At 66.3% G+C, this 16,130-nt stretch carries 15 protein-coding genes; 9 read left to right on the top strand and 6 right to left on the bottom strand.

Translation table 11 applies throughout. The features are described from left to right. Positions 1-4: 4 nt before the first annotated feature. The 4 genes from xerC to hslU all read left to right on the top strand — a co-directional run bounded on the left by xerC (position 5) and on the right by hslU (position 3,373). A complete protein-coding gene (gene xerC, locus ACZK13_RS18145; RefSeq protein WP_125893429.1) occupies positions 5-895 on the top strand; it encodes a tyrosine recombinase XerC in 891 nt (296 codons plus the stop codon). 77 nt (positions 896-972) lie between these two features. Continuing rightward, positions 973-1,173, top strand: a complete 201-nt coding sequence (locus tag ACZK13_RS18140; protein ID WP_010481389.1) for a DUF3079 domain-containing protein — start codon at positions 973-975, stop codon at positions 1,171-1,173. Positions 1,174-1,345: 172 nt separating this feature from the next. Continuing rightward, positions 1,346-1,897 carry an ATP-dependent protease subunit HslV gene (gene hslV, locus ACZK13_RS18135; RefSeq protein WP_005411093.1) on the top strand — a complete coding sequence of 184 codons (552 nt, stop codon included), beginning with the start codon at positions 1,346-1,348 and terminating at the stop codon, positions 1,895-1,897. A gap of 102 nt (positions 1,898-1,999) precedes the next feature. Then, on the top strand, positions 2,000-3,373 hold the full coding sequence (gene hslU, locus ACZK13_RS18130) for an ATP-dependent protease ATPase subunit HslU (RefSeq protein WP_478482033.1): 1,374 nt from the start codon (positions 2,000-2,002) through the stop codon (positions 3,371-3,373). Between the two features lie 54 nt (positions 3,374-3,427). Here hslU and ACZK13_RS18125 read toward each other — a convergent pair whose 3' ends face one another. Both ACZK13_RS18125 and smeT read right to left on the bottom strand, forming a co-directional pair. Then, positions 3,428-4,420 carry a Gfo/Idh/MocA family protein gene (locus tag ACZK13_RS18125; protein ID WP_478482031.1) on the bottom strand — a complete coding sequence of 331 codons (993 nt, stop codon included), beginning with the start codon at positions 4,418-4,420 and terminating at the stop codon, positions 3,428-3,430. Between the two features lie 45 nt (positions 4,421-4,465). After that, positions 4,466-5,125 carry an efflux transporter SmeDEF transcriptional repressor SmeT gene (gene smeT, locus ACZK13_RS18120; protein WP_032129009.1) on the bottom strand — a complete coding sequence of 220 codons (660 nt, stop codon included), beginning with the start codon at positions 5,123-5,125 and terminating at the stop codon, positions 4,466-4,468. A 227-nt stretch (positions 5,126-5,352) separates the two neighbouring features. Here smeT and smeD point away from each other — a divergent pair, with 227 nt between their 5' ends. The 3 genes from smeD (at position 5,353) to smeF (ending at position 11,183) form a co-directional block, all read left to right on the top strand. Further along, the gene (gene smeD / locus ACZK13_RS18115) at positions 5,353-6,537 is read left to right on the top strand and encodes a multidrug efflux RND transporter periplasmic adaptor subunit SmeD (protein WP_032129008.1); all 1,185 of its coding nucleotides are present in this window, start codon (positions 5,353-5,355) and stop codon (positions 6,535-6,537) included. Positions 6,538-6,549: 12 nt separating this feature from the next. Then, entirely contained in the window at positions 6,550-9,672 is a 3,123-nt protein-coding gene (gene smeE, locus ACZK13_RS18110; RefSeq protein ID WP_125893437.1) for a multidrug efflux RND transporter permease subunit SmeE, read from the top strand. A gap of 110 nt (positions 9,673-9,782) precedes the next feature. After that, on the top strand, positions 9,783-11,183 hold the full coding sequence (gene smeF, locus ACZK13_RS18105) for a multidrug efflux RND transporter outer membrane subunit SmeF (protein WP_125893439.1): 1,401 nt from the start codon (positions 9,783-9,785) through the stop codon (positions 11,181-11,183). 140 nt (positions 11,184-11,323) lie between these two features. Here smeF and ACZK13_RS18100 read toward each other — a convergent pair whose 3' ends face one another. The 4 genes from ACZK13_RS18100 to ACZK13_RS18085 form a co-directional block, all read right to left on the bottom strand. Then, complete coding sequence (locus tag ACZK13_RS18100; RefSeq protein ID WP_032129005.1) at positions 11,324-11,746, bottom strand: low affinity iron permease family protein; 423 nt, start codon at positions 11,744-11,746, stop codon at positions 11,324-11,326. 62 nt (positions 11,747-11,808) lie between these two features. Continuing rightward, on the bottom strand, positions 11,809-12,135 hold the full coding sequence (locus tag ACZK13_RS18095; protein WP_014038526.1) for a hypothetical protein: 327 nt from the start codon (positions 12,133-12,135) through the stop codon (positions 11,809-11,811). A gap of 75 nt (positions 12,136-12,210) precedes the next feature. After that, positions 12,211-12,471, bottom strand: coding sequence for a hypothetical protein (locus ACZK13_RS18090; protein WP_125893441.1), 261 nt, complete (start codon positions 12,469-12,471; stop codon positions 12,211-12,213). A gap of 198 nt (positions 12,472-12,669) precedes the next feature. Further along, complete coding sequence (locus ACZK13_RS18085; protein ID WP_125893443.1) at positions 12,670-13,122, bottom strand: nucleoside deaminase; 453 nt, start codon at positions 13,120-13,122, stop codon at positions 12,670-12,672. Positions 13,123-13,202: 80 nt separating this feature from the next. On the opposite strand from ACZK13_RS18085, the gene ubiE reads away from it, so the two are divergent. Beyond that, positions 13,203-13,964 carry a bifunctional demethylmenaquinone methyltransferase/2-methoxy-6-polyprenyl-1,4-benzoquinol methylase UbiE gene (ubiE, locus tag ACZK13_RS18080; protein ID WP_478482029.1) on the top strand — a complete coding sequence of 254 codons (762 nt, stop codon included), beginning with the start codon at positions 13,203-13,205 and terminating at the stop codon, positions 13,962-13,964. 223 nt (positions 13,965-14,187) lie between these two features. Continuing rightward, entirely contained in the window at positions 14,188-16,116 is a 1,929-nt protein-coding gene (locus ACZK13_RS18075) for a M1 family metallopeptidase (RefSeq protein WP_478482027.1), read from the top strand. Positions 16,117-16,130 lie beyond the last annotated feature (14 nt).

Genomic DNA, 16,130 nt, shown 5'->3' with positions numbered 1-16,130 from the left:
GACGATGAGCGCGGTACAGGCCTTCCTGCAGCATCTGCAGGTAGAGCGGCGGATGTCGGCACATACGCTCGACGCCTACCGCCGCGACCTGGACGCGCTGTCGGCCTGGGCCGAGCCGCGCGGTGTTGCGTTGGAAACACTCGATGCCGAGTCGCTGCGTCAGTTCGTCGCCGATGAGCACCGGCGTGGCTTGTCGGCCAAGAGCCTGCAGCGCCGCTTGTCGGCGTGCCGCAGCTTCTACGCCTGGCTGCTCAAGCACGGGCGCATCGAGGTCAGCCCGGCGGCGACGCTGAAGGCGCCACGCGCACCGCGCCGGTTGCCGCAGGTGCTCGATGCCGACGAAGCCGTGCAGCTGGTCGAGCTGGAACCGGAAGGTGAACTCGGCCGCCGTGACCGCGCGCTGCTGGAATTGTTCTATTCCTCTGGCCTGCGCCTGAGCGAAGTCTGCGCGCTGACCTGGCGCGACCTGGATTTCGACAGCGGCCTGGTCAACGTGCTGGGCAAGGGCAATCGCCAGCGTCGCGTGCCGTTCGGCCGGCCGGCGCGCGAAGCGCTGCAGGCGTGGCGTGCGGAAAGTGGCGGCGGCCCGGCCTCGCCGGTGTTTCCCGGTCGCAACGGGCCGATCAGCCAGCGTGCGGTGCAGATCCGCATCCGCCAGCTGGCGCAGCGCCAGGGCCTGTTCAAGCACGTGCACCCGCACATGCTGCGGCACAGTTTCGCCAGCCACATCCTGGAATCGTCCGGTGACCTGCGTGGCGTGCAGGAACTGCTTGGCCATGCCGACATCGCCACCACGCAGATCTACACCCACCTCGATTTCCAGCACCTGGCCAAGGTCTACGACGCCGCGCATCCACGTGCGAAGCGCCGCAGCAAGGACGACAAGGCTGAATAGACCGCCCTTGATCTGGATCAGGGCAGGGCGGCCGCTACCGGCGCATTGTGGCCGCAGGCCACGAGGACACCGCCACCATGGCGAAGCCCATTCCGCTGCATCCCAGGCACCCCGAACGCATCTGCTGGGGCTGCGATCGCTACTGCGCGGCTGACGCGCTGGCCTGCGGCAATGGCTCCGGCCGCACCCAGCACCCGATCGAGACGCAGGGTGAGGACTGGTACATCGCCTGGGGCATCGAGCCGAATCCGGATCGGCCGTCGCAGGCCAAGCGCTGAACGGCAGGCGTTCCACGTTCGGGCGGCGGGGTCCGCGCGCATTGCGATGCGCTCGTTAAAAGGGCGCCCTCTTCCCATGGGGCGCCGCCAAGCGCTGAACGGCAGCCATCCGCACAGGCTTGATCGCACCCGGCGCTGTCCCCATGTCCCGGGAACAGCTATCGGAGGCCGCATGGACCCCAGTCAGAATCCCAACGTTTTCCACGCCACCACCATCGTCTGCGTCCGTCGCGGCGAGCACGTGGCCATTGCCGGCGACGGCCAGGTCACGCTGGGCCACACCGTGATGAAGGGCAATGCGCGCAAGGTGCGCCGCCTCGGCCGAGACGGCCAGGTGCTGGCCGGCTTCGCCGGTGCCGCCGCCGATGCCTTCACCCTGTTCGAGCTGTTCGAGGCCAAGCTGGAAAAGCACGGCCAGCTGCAGCGCGCTGCGGTCGAACTGGCCAAGGATTGGCGCACCGAGCGCCGCCTCGGCAAGCTCGAGGCCCTGCTGGCAGTGGCCGACAAGGAAACCTCGCTGATCATCAGCGGCACCGGTGATGTGATCGAGCCGGAGGACGGCATCATCGCCATCGGTTCCGGTGGTTCCTATGCACTGTCGGCCGCGCGCGCGCTGATGGCGCACACCGAACTGGATGCGCGCACCATTGCCAGCGAAGCGATCGGCATTGCCGGCGACATCTGCATCTACACCAACCGCAACGTGGTGGTCGAGGAGCTGTGAGGGTCGTGCCGGCCGTTGGCCGGCAACCTCATGATCCCCGCACGCGTGCCTGGTTGCCGGCCAGCGGCCGGCACTACCGACAATGAATCCGTGAGCACATCCATGTCGAAGATCGAAGTTTCCTCCGCCACCATGACCCCGCGCGAGATCGTGCAGGAACTGGACCGGCATATCGTGGGCCAGCACGACGCCAAGCGCGCCGTGGCCATTGCCCTGCGCAACCGCTGGCGCCGCATGCAGCTGGTGCCCGAGCTGCGCAATGAAGTGATGCCGAAGAACATCCTGATGATCGGCCCGACCGGCGTCGGCAAGACCGAGATCGCACGCCGCCTGGCCACGCTGGCCAACGCGCCGTTCGTGAAGGTTGAAGCCACCCGCTTCACCGAAGTCGGCTACGTCGGCAAGGACGTCGAGCAGATCATCCGCGACCTGGCCGATACCGCGGTCAAGCTGTACCGCGAACAGGCCAAGGTGCGCGTGCGTACCCAGGCCGAAGAACGCGCCGAAGACCGCATCCTCGATGCGCTGCTGCCGCGCCGCAGCGGTGGCATCGGTTTCGATCCGGAAGTCGCCCGCAACGAGCCGTCGGCGCAGGACAACGAGACCCGCATCAAGTTCCGCAAGATGCTGCGCAACGGTGAGCTGGACGAACGCGAGATCGAGCTCGACCTGGCTGCCAACGTCAGCATGGACATCATGACCCCGCCGGGCATGGAGGAAATGGGCCAGCAGCTGAAGTCGATGTTCGCCAACCTCGGCGGCGGCGCCAAGGCGCACAAGCGCACGCTGACCATCAAGGCCGCGCGTCCGCTGCTGATCGAGGAAGAAGCCGGCAAGCTGGTCAACGAGGACGACATCCGCACTGCCGCGATCGAGGCCTGCGAGCAGCACGGCATCGTCTTCATCGACGAGATCGACAAGGTCGCCAAGCGTGGTGACAACGTGGGTGGTGGCGACGTGTCGCGCGAAGGCGTGCAGCGCGACCTGCTGCCGCTGGTGGAAGGCTCCAACGTGTCGACCAAGTACGGCACGATCAAGACCGACCACATCCTGTTCATTGCTTCGGGCGCGTTCCACCTGGCCAAGCCCAGCGATCTGATTCCGGAGCTGCAGGGCCGCTTCCCAATCCGCGTGGAGCTGGGTGCGCTGAGCAAGGGTGATTTCGTGCGCATCCTGACCGAGCCGAAGGCCGCGCTGACCAAACAGTACGAAGCGCTGCTGGGCACCGAAGGCGTCAAGGTCAGCTTCACTGCCGACGCCATCGATCGTCTGGCCGAGATCGCCTTCCAGGTGAACGAGCGCCAGGAGAACATCGGTGCCCGTCGCCTGCACACCGTACTGGAGCGCCTGTTGGATTCGCTCAGCTACGAGGCACCGGACCGCGACGGCGAAACCCTGGCCATCGACAGCGCTTACGTCGATGCGCACCTGGGTGAGCTGGTGCAGGACCCGGACCTGAGCCGCTACATCCTGTAATGCCCGACGCTGCAAAGCATGAGGCCGCCGAAAGGCGGCCTTCTGCTTTGGCAGTCAGCGCGAGTGCCGTGTGCGGTAGGCCTGCAGCACCTGGTCGATCACCGCGCTGGTGCGGGCGGCGCTGATGCCGTTCGATGGCGAGTGGCCGTTGCCGCGCAGCTCATCCACCAGAGTGGCGATCAACGGCTGCTGGATCGACGGCGGGTTCGGGATGTCGAACGCCTGCACGCCGGCCTCGGTCTCCAGAACCACCGGGACGTCCTCGAAGGTGGCAAAGCGCAGTTGTCCGCGATCGCCGGTGATTTCGATTTCATCCTGGCGGCGGAACGCGCAGAAACTCCATTGCGCGATGCCGTGCGCCCCCGTCCCGGTGCGGAAGCACATCGAAACGCTGTCCTCGGCGGCGTAGGCGCCGGTCAACGAGCTGGCCAGGCCACGCACATCGCTCAGCGGCCCCAGCAGATGATCCAGCAGGTCCAGGGTGTGCGAGCCCAGATCGACGAACAGGCCGCCGCCGGCGATCGCCGGGTTGGTCCGCCAGAAGTCCGGCGATGCAGCGTTCGCCGAATGCGGCCGGTGCAGGGTGGCGCGCACGCTGCGCGGCGTGCCGATCGTGCCGCTGTCCAGCAGCTGCTTCACCTGCGCGAAGCGGGGCAGGGCGCGGCGGTAGTAGGCCACGAACACCGGCACGCCGCTGCGCGCGCTGGCCTCCAGCACGCGTTCGCATTCCGCGTGATCCATGGCCATCGGCTTTTCTATGTAGACCGGCTTGCCCGCGGCAATCGCCTGCAACGCGTAGTGCATGTGCGTGGAGGGCGGCGTCGCAACGTAGATCGCGTTCACTTCCGGGTCGGCGATGAGTGCATCGGCGTCCGTGTACCAGCGGGGAATCGCATGGCGCCGCGCATAATCCTCGGCCAACGCCGCATTGCGGCGCATGACCGCCGCCACCCGTGAGCCCGGCGTGTTGGCCAGGGCCGGCCCGCTCTTCTTCTCGGTGACGCTGCCACAGCCGATGAAGCCCCACACCACGTTGTCCAGGATCATGGGTTCGTCCTCAGATGAGTGTCGCGGTGGCGGCAGCAGCTCTACTCATGCTTCGGGCAGCGGCTCGGGCACCGTTCCGGGCACGAACACGCCTTCTTTCACGTAGGCGGCCAGGGTCATGTCCAGCGCAAGCATGCCGTCGCGCTTGAGGTCCATCAGTTCCGGTTCGACCATCGCGCCATGCAGTACGCCCAGCACAGTGGCGTGCAGCATGCGCGCGGCGATCTTCGGGTCCGCGCCTTCGCGCAGCTGGCCCAGGTCCTGGGCCCGGCGCAGGGCGCGCTCCATCCGGTCCAGCGCATCGCGGAAGCCGGCCTGCTGCATTTCGGTCAGCACCTTGGTATCGGCCGAGGCGTCGCTGCGCAGCATGATCTCCATGGTCTTGCGCAGGCGTTCGTCCTCGGACAGCTCGATGAACGAGTGGATCATCACTGCGCGCAGGTCGTGCACCGGTGTGTCGCGCTGGTCGGTGGAGGTGCGCTCCAGTTCCTGCATGAAGGGCAGGTGCACCCGTTCGACGATCGCGGCCAGCACCTCGCTCTTGTTCTTGAAGTGCCAGTACACCGCGCCACGGGTATAGCCGGCGCGGGCACCGATCATCTCCAGCGTGGTACGGGCCACGCCGTGTTCATGGAAGCAGGCTTCGGCGGCGTCAAGGATGCCTTCCCGGGTTGCCTGGGTGTCCTCTTTGGTCTTGCGGGCCATGGGTGTGGGTACGAGTGCGGGTGAAACGTGGCTGAATTGTACCGGTTTACAAACAAACAAGCATGTATGTATATTTCGCACCCATCATTCCCGTCGTGTGCGTGGCAGGCCCGTCCGGCTCCCACTCCGCCCGGGTGGGCGCTGTTCGCACGGTCTTCACCTTCGCTGGTGGAGGGTCCGCCGTATCAGCGCTGGCTGAGACCCTTTCCTTCAAGAGCCTTTCCGTCATGTTGCTGAGCCGAATCCGACCCTTTGCACTGTCGCTGGCAATCGCCGCGACCGTGGCTGCCTGCGGCGGCCAACCCCAGGCCCCCGAACAGGGCCCGGGTGACGTCACCGTGGTCACGCTGAAGTCCGAGACCGTGGGCCTGACCCGCGAGCTGCCGGGCCGTACCAACGCCTTCCTGGTCGCCGAAGTGCGTCCGCAGGTCAACGGCATCGTCGCCAAGCGCCTGTTCACCGAGGGCGGCATGGTCAAGGCCGGCGAGCCGCTGTACCAGATCGAGGACGCCAGCTACCGCGCACAGGCCAACAGTGCCCGTGCCCAGCTGGCGCGTGCCGAGGCCACCGCCAACGCCGCGCGCCTGAGTGCCAAGCGCATCACCGAGCTGGCCAAGGTTGATGCGGTCAGCCAGCAGGACCTGGAAAACGCGGTGGCCGCGCAGAAGCAGGCCGAGGCTGACGTCGGCGCCGCCAAGGCCTCGCTGGATGCGGCCAACGTCACTCTGGGCTACGCCCGCATCACCGCGCCGATCAGCGGCCGCATCGGCAAGTCCAGCGTCACCCAGGGTGCGCTGGTCAGCGCCGGCCAGGCCAATGCGCTGGCCACCGTGCAGCAGCTGGACCCGATCTATGTGGACCTGACCCAGTCCTCGGCCGAGCTGCTGCAGCTGCGCCGTGAGCTGGCCGCGGGCCGCCTGCAGGACAACCAGACGCTGCCGGTCAGCATCCTGATGGAAGACGGCAGCACCTTCGAGCACAAGGGCACGCTGGAGTTCTCCGAAGTCAGCGTCGACCCGGCCACTGGCAGCTTCGGCCTGCGCGTGAAGGTGGACAATCCGGACGGCCTGCTGATGCCGGGCACGTACGTGCGCGCGGTGATCGGCGGCGGTGTGCGCAGCGATGCAGTGCTGGTGCCGATGGCCGGCATCGCCCGCGATCCGAAGGGTGACACCTCCGCGATGGTGGTCGACAAGGACAACAAGGTCGAAGTGCGCCCGGTCAAGGTCAGCCGCACGGTCGGCGACAAGTGGCTGGTCGAGGACGGTCTGAAGGCCGGCGACAAGGTCATTGTCGAAGGCCTGCAGAAGATCGGCCCCGGCATGCCGGTCAAGGCCACCGAGAAGGGCGCTGCTCCGGCCAAGCCGGCAGCGGCCGCCCAGCCTGCCGCTCCGGCCGGCGACGCGAAGTAAGCGGAGAACCCCATGGCACGCTTTTTCATCGATCGACCCATCTTTGCATGGGTGATCGCCATCATCATCATGCTCGCCGGCGGCCTGGCCCTGTTCAAGCTGCCGGTCTCGATGTACCCCAACGTCGCACCGCCGGCGGTGGAAATCAGCGCCACCTACCCGGGTGCATCGGCCAAGGTGGTCGAGGACTCGGTGACGCAGATCATCGAGCAGAACATGAAGGGCCTTGATGGCCTGATCTATTTCTCCTCCAACAGCTCGTCCAACGGCCAGGCCACCATCACCCTGACCTTCGAGAGCGGCACCAACCCGGACATCGCCCAGGTGCAGGTGCAGAACAAGCTGCAGCTGGCCATGCCGCTGCTGCCGCAGGAAGTGCAGCGGCAGGGCATCAACGTGGCCAAGTCCAGCTCGGGCTTCCTGAACGTCATTGCGTTCGTGTCCGAGAACGGCAGCATGGACGCCAACGACATCGCCGACTACGTCGGTTCCAATGTCGTCGACCGTCTGAGCCGCGTGCCGGGCGTGGGCAACATCCAGGTGTTCGGTGGCAAGTACGCCATGCGCATCTGGCTGGACCCGAACAAGCTGCATACCTATGGCCTGTCGGTTGCGGAAGTGACCGCAGCGATCAAGGCACAGAACGCCCAGGTGGCCATCGGCCAGCTCGGCGGCGCGCCGTCGATCAAGGGCCAGCAGCTCAACGCCACCATCAATGCGCAGTCGCGCCTGCAGACCCCGGAACAGTTCCGCAACATCATCGTGCGCGGCGCGCAGGACGGTGCCGAACTGCGCCTGGGCGATGTCGCCCGCGTCGAACTGGGTGCAGAGTCCTACGACTTCGTCACCCGCTACAACGGCCAGCCGGCCAGCGGCCTGGCGGTCACCCTGGCCACCGGCGCCAACGCGCTGGATACCGCGGCCGGCGTGGATGCCGCGCTGCAGGACATGAAGAGCTTCTTCCCGGCCGGCCTGAAGGCCGAGATCCCGTACGACACCACCCCGTTCGTGCGCGTGTCGATCAAGGGCGTGGTGCAGACCCTGATCGAAGCGATCGTGCTGGTGTTCGTGGTGATGTACCTGTTCCTGCAGAACTTCCGCGCCACCCTGATCCCGACCATCGCCGTTCCGGTGGTGCTGCTGGGTACCTTCGGCGTGCTGGCGATGCTGGGCTTCTCGGTGAACATGCTGACCATGTTCGCGATGGTGCTGGCGATCGGCCTGCTGGTGGACGATGCCATCGTGGTGGTGGAGAACGTCGAGCGCATCATGTCCGAGGAAGGACTGTCGCCGCTTGAGGCCACCCGCAAGTCGATGGGCCAGATCACCGGCGCGCTGGTGGGTATCGGCCTGGTGCTGTCGGCGGTGTTCGTGCCGATGGCCTTCATGAGCGGCTCCACCGGCGTGATCTACCGCCAGTTCTCGGCCACGATCGTTTCGGCGATGGCGCTGTCGGTGCTGGTCGCGATCGTGCTGACCCCGGCGCTGTGCGCGACCATGCTCAAGCCGCTGAAGAAGGGTGAGCACCACGTCGCACACAAGGGCTGGTCCGGTCGTTTCTTCAATGGTTTCAACCGCGGCTTCGACCGCACCAGCGAGAGCTACCAGCGCGGTGTGCGCGGCATCATCCACCGTCCGTGGCGCTTCATGGGCATCGTGGCGGCACTGTTCGTGCTGATGGGCGTGCTGTTCGTGCGCCTGCCCAGCTCGTTCCTGCCCAACGAAGACCAGGGCGTGCTGATGGCGCTGGTGCAGGCGCCGGTCGGTGCCACCCAGGAACGTACGCTGGAATCGATCGCGGCACTGGAAAACCACTTCCTGCAGAACGAGAAGGATGCGGTGGACTCGGTGTTCTCGGTGCAGGGCTTCAGCTTCGCCGGTATGGGCCAGAACGCGGGCATGGCATTCGTCAAGCTGAAGGACTGGAGCGAGCGTGACGCCGACAATGGCGTGATGCCGATCACCGGTCGCGCCATGGCGGCACTGGGCCAGATCAAGGATGCCTTCATCTTCGCCTTCCCGCCGCCGGCCATTCCGGAACTGGGTACCGCGTCGGGCTACACCTTCTTCCTGAAGGACAACAGCGGCCAGGGCCACGAGGCACTGGTGGCCGCGCGCAACCAGCTGCTGGGCCTCGCCGCCGGCAGCAAGAAGCTGGCCAACGTGCGCCCGAACGGCCAGGAAGACACGCCGCAGTTCCGCATCGACATCGATGCAGCCAAGGCGACCTCGCTGGGGCTGTCGATCGACCAGATCAACGGTACCTTGGCCGCCGCATGGGGCAGCTCGTACATCGACGACTTTGTCGATCGTGGCCGCGTCAAGCGTGTGTTCGTGCAGGCCGACCAGCCGTTCCGCATGGTGCCGGAGGACTTCGATCTCTGGTCCGTGAAGAACGACAAGGGCGAGATGGTGCCGTTCAGCGCGTTCGCCACCAAGCACTGGGACTATGGTTCGCCGCGTCTTGAGCGCTACAACGGTGTGTCGGCGATGGAAATCCAGGGCGAACCGGCCCCGGGTGTCGCGTCCGGTGATGCCATGGCCGAGATCGAACAGCTGGCCAAGCAGCTGCCGGCGGGCTTCGGCATCGAGTGGACGGCGATGTCCTACCAGGAACGCCAGGCCGGCTCGCAGACGCCGCTGTTGTACACGCTGTCGCTGATGATCGTGTTCCTGTGCCTGGCCGCGATGTATGAAAGCTGGAGCGTGCCGACCGCGGTGCTGCTGGCGGCCCCGCTGGGTATCCTCGGCGCGGTGCTGGCCAACACCTTCAAGGGCCTGGAGCGCGACATCTACTTCCAGGTGGCGATGCTGACCACGGTGGGCCTGACCAGCAAGAACGCGATCCTGATCGTCGAGTTCGCCAAGGAAAACCTGGAGAAGGGGGCCAGCCTGATCGAGTCGATCATGCACGCCGTGCGCGACCGCTTGCGCCCGATCGTGATGACCTCGCTGGCCTTCGGCATGGGCGTGGTGCCGCTGGCAATCTCCACCGGTGCCGGCTCCGGTGCCAAGCAGGCGATCGGCACCGGCGTGCTTGGCGGCATGATCGTCGGCACCGTGCTCGGCGTGTTCTTCGTGCCGCTGTTCTTCGTGGTGGTGCAGCGCGTGTTCAAGCGCAAGTCCACGACGTGACCTGAAACGGTAGTGCCGGCCGCTGGCCGGCACCTACTGCCCGCGTGATGTGAATCCAACGAGGTTGCCGGCCAGCGGCCGGCACTACCTCCTGCCATCCGGCAGTACCGATGGAAGTCATTCCCATGAAAAGTGCATCCCTGTTCCTTTCCATTGCCGCCGCGCTCGCGCTGGCCGGCTGTTCCACCCTGGTGCCGAAGAACACCGCCGTTGCTCCGGCCATTCCGGCGCAGTGGCCGGCCGAGGCCGCGCAGGGCGAGGTGGCCGATGTCGCCGCCGTCGGCTGGCGCGACTTCTTCACCGATGCGCGCCTGCAGCAGGTGATCGACCAGTCGCTGCAGAACAACCGCGACCTGCGCGTGGCCGTACTCAACGTTGAACGCGCGCGCGGCCAGTACCGCGTACAGCGCGCCGACCGTGTGCCCGGCGTGGCCGTCACCGGTCAGATGGACCGCCGTGGTACCGACGCCGGTGTCACCGAGCAGTTCACCGCCGGTGTCGGCGTAGCCGAGTTCGAGCTGGATCTGTTCGGCCGCGTGCGCAATCTCAGTGAAGCGGCGCTGCAGCAGTACTTCGCCGTGGCCGCCAACCGCCGCAACGCGCAGCTGAGCCTGGTGGCCGAGACCGCCACGGCGTGGCTGACCTACGGGGCTGATGCGCAGCGGCTGAAGATCGCCGATGCCACGCTGAAGACCTACGAGGATTCGCTGCGCCTGGCCGAGGCCCGCCACGAGCGTGGTGGCAGTTCGGCGCTGGAGCTGACCCAGACCCGTACCCTGGTCGAGACCGCACGTACGGATGCTGCACGCCTGCGTGGCCAGCTGGCCCAGGACCGCAATGCGCTGGCGCTGCTGGCCGGTGGCCAGTTGGATCCAGCACTGCTGCCGGACAGCATCGAACCGCAGCTGCTGGCACTGGCACCGCCGCCGGCCGGCCTGCCCAGCGACGTGTTGCTGCAGCGCCCGGACATCATGGCCGCCGAACACCAGCTGCTGGCGGCCAACGCCAACATCGGTGCGGCACGCGCGGCGTTCTTCCCGAGCATCTCGCTGACCGGCAGCATCGGTAGTGGTTCGAGCGAACTGTCCAACCTGTTCGACAGCGGGACCCGCGTGTGGAGCTTCCTGCCGAAGATCACGCTGCCGATCTTCCAGGGCGGCAAGCTGCGCGCCAATCTGGCCATCGCCAATGCGGACCGTGACATTGCGCTGGCGCAGTACGAGAAGTCGATCCAGGTGGGCTTCCGCGAAACCGCCGATGCGCTGGCGTTGAACGTCAGTCTGGATGAGCAGGTGAGTTCACAGCAGCGCCTGGTGGAAGCGGCCGAACAGGCCAACCGCCTGTCGCAGGCACGCTACGACGCTGGCCTGGACAGCTTCGTGACCCTGCTTGATGCGCGCCGTACCGCCTACAACGCGCAGCAGACCCAGCTGCAGGCGCAGCTGGCCCAGCAGGCCAACCGCATCACCCTGTACAAGGTGCTGGGCGGCGGCTGGCACGAGCGCGGGTAAGCAGCTGCTGGTAGGTGCCAACCTTGGTTGGCACGGATGCGTCAGCGCAGGCGGCTGGCCCTGTGCCAACCAAGGTTGGCACCTACCTGGAGATCGAGGGTAATGCCGGCCGCGGGCCGGCATTGTCATTTCAGGGCCTGCTACACCGCTTCATCGTCGCGCCGCGCTGCATGGCAGGCGCGCACACGCGCCAGCGCGTCGCCAGCCTCGCGCGCCATCTGCTCGTACTCGCGCCGGATCTCTTCCAGCCGCTCCTCGTCCAGTTCTTCCAGATCCAACAGTTCGTTGTTGGCTTCGGCCGTCGCGCGGATCAGCTCGTCCAGCTTGATCTGCATCGCGGCGGTATCTGCGTTCTGTGTGTGCTGGATCAGGAACACCATCAGGAAGGTGATGATGGTAGTACCGGTGTTGATCACCAGCTGCCAGGTGTCGTTGAAACCGAATACCGGGCCACTGATGCCCCAGATCACCACGATCGCTACCGCGGCCAGGAAGGTCCACGGCGAGCCGGTGGCGGCCGCGGCCTTCTTGGCGATCGTATTGAACAGGTTGCGTGCTTTCATCGTCGTCGTCCCACTCAGGTGACGAGGATGATCGGCGGTGGCTCGTGCAGGGGCCGTGCAGCTCAGGCGCGCAGGCGCGGGGCGTCCTGCAGGCGCACCGGGCTGGTCTGGTAGACGTGCTGCCAGCAACGGTCGACGAATTCGCGGGCCTGGGCTTCGCTCAGGCGCGGCATGATCTGCAGGGCGTACTGGGTCTGGAACATCTCGTCGCGCTGCGCATTGCTGGCGCGCGGCTGGGTGATCAGCGAATCACAGGCGAACTTGATCCACGGCACGTAGGAGCCGAACGAGTTGTGCGGTAGTGCGCCGTCGGCATGCTGGCGGCGCCAGTGGTCAAGCTCGGCGTCAACGTTGATGACCGGGGGAATGGTGGGGACTTCAGCGTGCATGACAATCCAGTTCGGTTGAGTGGAAAGGGAGTGGGGGTTCATCCGAGTGTGGCCGATGCGGCAGTGGAAGCCGCGTCAGCGCGATGTGCAGCCGGCGTTGCGATTGCCTATCAGTTGCGCATGCTCGACCGCGCCGAGGTCTTCGGCCATGTCGGCCATTGCATTGCACAGGCGCTCATGGTCGAGCGGGTGGCCGCGCACCAGTTCCAGCTGCAGGCCCTGGTAGGCAGTCCAGAACAGTGCTCCACGCTGGTGCAGCGCGTACTGCTGCTGCAGGCGCTTGCGGATGGCGTCGAGGATCGAGTCGGGCGTGGGGCGTACGGCGTGCGCGCACATGGCTGGCTCCGCCGGGGAAGGAAGTCCCGGTAACCCCACCCTAGGCGCGGCAGCGGGGTGGGGTGTTACCGCAGCGTGTGCACGCAGCGCAGCTGACTGTGCACAGGTTCACGGCATTGGCCGCAAACGCTGCCGGCACTAGGGCGTGCCGGCACTGAAGCGTTCATTAAGCGGGTTCAACAGCACACTGCGTGGTGATCATTCACCGATGTCTTCGTTCCAGATCTCCGGGTACTGCGCAACGAAGCCGCCCAGCAGGTCCACGCATTCCTGGCTGTCCAGGTCGATCACGTTGACGCCGTTCTCGCGCAGCCAGTCGATGCCGCCCTGGAAGGTGCGCGATTCGCCCACCACTACGGTGCCGATGTTGAACTGGCGCACCAGGCCCGAGCAGTACCAGCACGGCGCCAGGGTGGTGACCATGATGGTGTCCTGGTAGCGGCGCTGGCGGCCGGCCTTGCGGAACGCATCGGTCTCGCCGTGTACCGACGGGTCGCCTTCCTGCACCCGGCGGTTGTGGCCGCAGCCGAGCAGGCGGCCGTCGTTGTGGTACAGCGCCGCGCCGATCGGCACGCCGCCCTCGGCCAGGCCCTGGCGGGCTTCGGCGATGGCGGTCTGCAGCAGGGCCTGGTAGTCGGGCGTGGTGATCATGCGGGGCTCCGGTAAGTCGTGGCCCGCCATGATACGGGCAGGGGGTGCCGCTGGCCCCCGGCGGTGCGATAATCGGGGCCATGAGCGAATCCCCCTACAAAGCCGGTACCACCCATTTCGGGTTCCGCGACGTCGCCGCCAAGGACAAGCAGAAGCTGGTCGGCCAGGTGTTCACCTCGGTCGCGCGCAACTACGACCTGATGAACGACCTGATGAGCCTGGGCGTGCACCGGGCGTGGAAGCGCTACTACGTGGCGACCGCGCAGGTGAAGCCGGGCGACCGTGTGCTCGACCTGGCAGGCGGCACCGGCGATATCGCCGCGCTGCTGAAGGAGCGCGTCGGCGCCGAGGGCTCGGTGGTGCTGGGCGACATCAACGCCGGCATGCTGTCGGTCGGCCGCGACCGCCTGACCAACCGCGGCCTCGTGCTCGGCCTGGACTATGTGCAGTGCAACGCCGAAGCCCTGCCGTTCCCGGACAACAGCTTCGACCTGGTGACCATCGCCTTCGGCCTGCGCAACGTGACCGACAAGGACGCTGGCCTGCGCGAGATGTACCGCGTGCTGAAGGTGGGTGGCCAGGCCCGCGTGCTGGAATTCTCCGAAGTCACCGCCGACTGGTTCAAGCCGATCTACGACTTCCACTCGTTCAAGATCCTGCCCAAGCTGGGCAAGCTGTTCGCCAATGATTCGGACAGCTACCAGTACCTGGCCGAGAGCATCCGCAAGCACCCGCCGCAGGATGAGCTGAAGGTGATGATGGGGCAGGCCGGCTTCGAGCGCTGCCACTACAAGAACCTGACCGGCGGCATCGTCTCGATCCACTCCGGCTACAAGCTGTAGTTCCTGCTCTGGTAGGTACCAACCTTGGTTGGCACACGCCGGCCGCGAGCGATGAAAGATCCGTGCCAACCAAGGTTGGCACCTACCTGTAGAAGCCAACCTTGGTTGGCATGCGCCGGAGGCGCAGGATCGGCCCCGCCCTCCATTACCCCGCACCGCGCAACGCCTGCGGGGCCGGAGGGAGTTACCATTGGGGGTCTGATCCCCGTAACGGTCCCGATTCATGCGTAATCCGCTGATGCTCCTTCCGCTGGCCGTGGCCCTGGCCGCCGGCTGCTCCCAGGAGGCGGCCGCGCCCGCCGCCGCCCCGACTGCCGAAAAGGCCCCCGCCGCCCCCGTGAACGCCGAGAACCGCAGCCACGACGAAAGCTCGTACGCCGAGCCGGACAAGGTCGTCATCAAGGACATCGCGCTGGATCTGAAGCTGGACTTCGACCAGAAGCAGATCGGCGGCACCGCCACCTACACCCTGGAATGGAAGCAGAAGGATGCCAAGCAGCTGGTGCTCGACACCCGCGAGCTGACCGTGTCCAAGGTCGAGGCCGTCGCTGCCGATGGCGCGCGCAGCCCGTTGAAGTTCGAGCTGGCCGCCGCTGACAAGGTGTTCGGCAGCAAGCTGACCATCGAGACCCCGGCGCAGCCGGCCAAGGTGGAAGTGACCTACCACACCGCGCCGACCGCCTCGGGCCTGCAGTGGCTGGCACCGTCGATGACCGAGGGCAAGAAGCTGCCCTTCATGTTCAGCCAGTCGCAGGCCATCCACGCCCGTTCGTGGGTGCCGCTGCAGGACACCCCGAGCGTGCGTTTCACCTACAGCGCGCACGTGGTCTCGCGCCCGGACGTGATGGTGCTGATGAGCGCCGACAACGATCCGAATGCCGCGCGTGACGGTGACTACACCTTCAAGATGCCGCAGCCGATTCCGTCCTACCTGCTGGCCATCGCGGCCGGCGACCTGGTGTTCGAGCCGATCTCCGGCCGCTCCGGCGTCTGGGCCGAGCCGACCATGGTCAACAAGGCCGCCAAGGAATTCGAAGACACCGAGAAGATGATCGGTGCCGCCGAGAAGCTGTACGGCGAATACCGCTGGGGCCGCTACGACATGCTGGTGCTGCCGCCGTCATTCCCGTTCGGCGGCATGGAGAACCCGCGCCTGACCTTCGCCACCCCGACCGTGATCGTCGGTGACAAGTCGCTGGTCTCGCTGGTCGCCCACGAACTGGCGCACAGCTGGTCGGGCAACCTGGTGACCAACGCCAGCTGGAAGGACATCTGGCTCAATGAAGGCTTCACCACCTACGTCCAGGGCCGCATCACCGAAGCTCTGTACGGCAAGGAAATGGCCGAGATGGAGAAGCAGATCGACCAGACCGACCTGCTGGCCGAAGTGAAGGACATGAGCCCGGCCGACCAGGCGCTGGCGCTGCCGCCGCTGAACGAGCGTGACCCCGACGAAGCCCTGAGCCAGGTCGCCTACGTCAAGGGTTCGTGGTTCCTGGAATTCCTGGAGCAGCGCTTCGGCCGCGAAACCTTCGATCCGTTCCTGCGTGGCTGGTTCGATGACCACGCCTTCCAGAGCGCGAACACCGACCAGTTCGTCGAGTACCTGAAGAAGAACCTGCTGCCGAAGAATCCGTCGGCAGTGACCGAGGCCGAACTGAAGGCATGGCTGGACGAGCCGGGCATCCCGGCGTTCGCGGCCAAGGCGCAGTCGCGCAACTTCAGCAGCGTCGATACCGCGCGCATCGCGTTTGCCAGCGCCGGCACCGTGCCGAGCAGCCAGGTCATCGCCGACTGGAGCACGCAGGAATGGGTGCGCTTCATCGACGGCCTGGGCGCGACCCAGCCGCTGGACAAGCTGGCCACGCTGGACAAGGCGTTCCACTTCACCGGCACCCCGAATGGCGAGATCGCCATGCGCTGGTACCCGCTGGCAATCCGCAGCGGTTACGAGCAGGCCAACGAAGGGGCCGCTGCGTTCATCGAGCGCGTCGGCCGTCGCAAGCTGATCATGCCGATCTACGCTGAACTGGTGAAGACGCCGAAGGGGCTGGAGCTGGCCAAGCAGGCCTTCGAAAAGGCCAAGCCGGGATACCACCCGATCACCACCGGCTCGGTGCAGGACATGCTGTCCAAGGCTGAAGCCAAGTAAGAAAAAGCGCCGGG

Source organism: Stenotrophomonas sp. 99219_Sma, assembly GCF_056480785.1.
The sequence above is the reverse complement of the archived record's forward strand: the minus strand, read 5'-3'. Positions and strand labels throughout refer to the sequence as shown.

Bases quoted from the DNA above. Each gene is read 5' to 3' on its own strand.
- xerC (WP_125893429.1), top strand. From the start codon at position 5: ATGAGCGCGGTACAGGCCTTCCTGCAGCATCTGCAGGTAGAGCGGCGG.
- ACZK13_RS18140 (WP_010481389.1), top strand. From the start codon at position 973: ATGGCGAAGCCCATTCCGCTGCATCCCAGGCACCCCGAACGCATCTGC.
- hslV (WP_005411093.1), top strand. From the start codon at position 1,346: ATGGACCCCAGTCAGAATCCCAACGTTTTCCACGCCACCACCATCGTC.
- hslU (WP_478482033.1), top strand. From the start codon at position 2,000: ATGTCGAAGATCGAAGTTTCCTCCGCCACCATGACCCCGCGCGAGATC.
- ACZK13_RS18125 (WP_478482031.1), bottom strand. From the start codon at position 4,420: ATGATCCTGGACAACGTGGTGTGGGGCTTCATCGGCTGTGGCAGCGTC.
- smeT (WP_032129009.1), bottom strand. From the start codon at position 5,125: ATGGCCCGCAAGACCAAAGAGGACACCCAGGCAACCCGGGAAGGCATC.
- smeD (WP_032129008.1), top strand. From the start codon at position 5,353: ATGTTGCTGAGCCGAATCCGACCCTTTGCACTGTCGCTGGCAATCGCC.
- smeE (WP_125893437.1), top strand. From the start codon at position 6,550: ATGGCACGCTTTTTCATCGATCGACCCATCTTTGCATGGGTGATCGCC.
- smeF (WP_125893439.1), top strand. From the start codon at position 9,783: ATGGAAGTCATTCCCATGAAAAGTGCATCCCTGTTCCTTTCCATTGCC.
- ACZK13_RS18100 (WP_032129005.1), bottom strand. From the start codon at position 11,746: ATGAAAGCACGCAACCTGTTCAATACGATCGCCAAGAAGGCCGCGGCC.
- ACZK13_RS18095 (WP_014038526.1), bottom strand. From the start codon at position 12,135: ATGCACGCTGAAGTCCCCACCATTCCCCCGGTCATCAACGTTGACGCC.
- ACZK13_RS18090 (WP_125893441.1), bottom strand. From the start codon at position 12,471: ATGTGCGCGCACGCCGTACGCCCCACGCCCGACTCGATCCTCGACGCC.
- ACZK13_RS18085 (WP_125893443.1), bottom strand. From the start codon at position 13,122: ATGATCACCACGCCCGACTACCAGGCCCTGCTGCAGACCGCCATCGCC.
- ubiE (WP_478482029.1), top strand. From the start codon at position 13,203: ATGAGCGAATCCCCCTACAAAGCCGGTACCACCCATTTCGGGTTCCGC.
- ACZK13_RS18075 (WP_478482027.1), top strand. From the start codon at position 14,188: ATGCGTAATCCGCTGATGCTCCTTCCGCTGGCCGTGGCCCTGGCCGCC.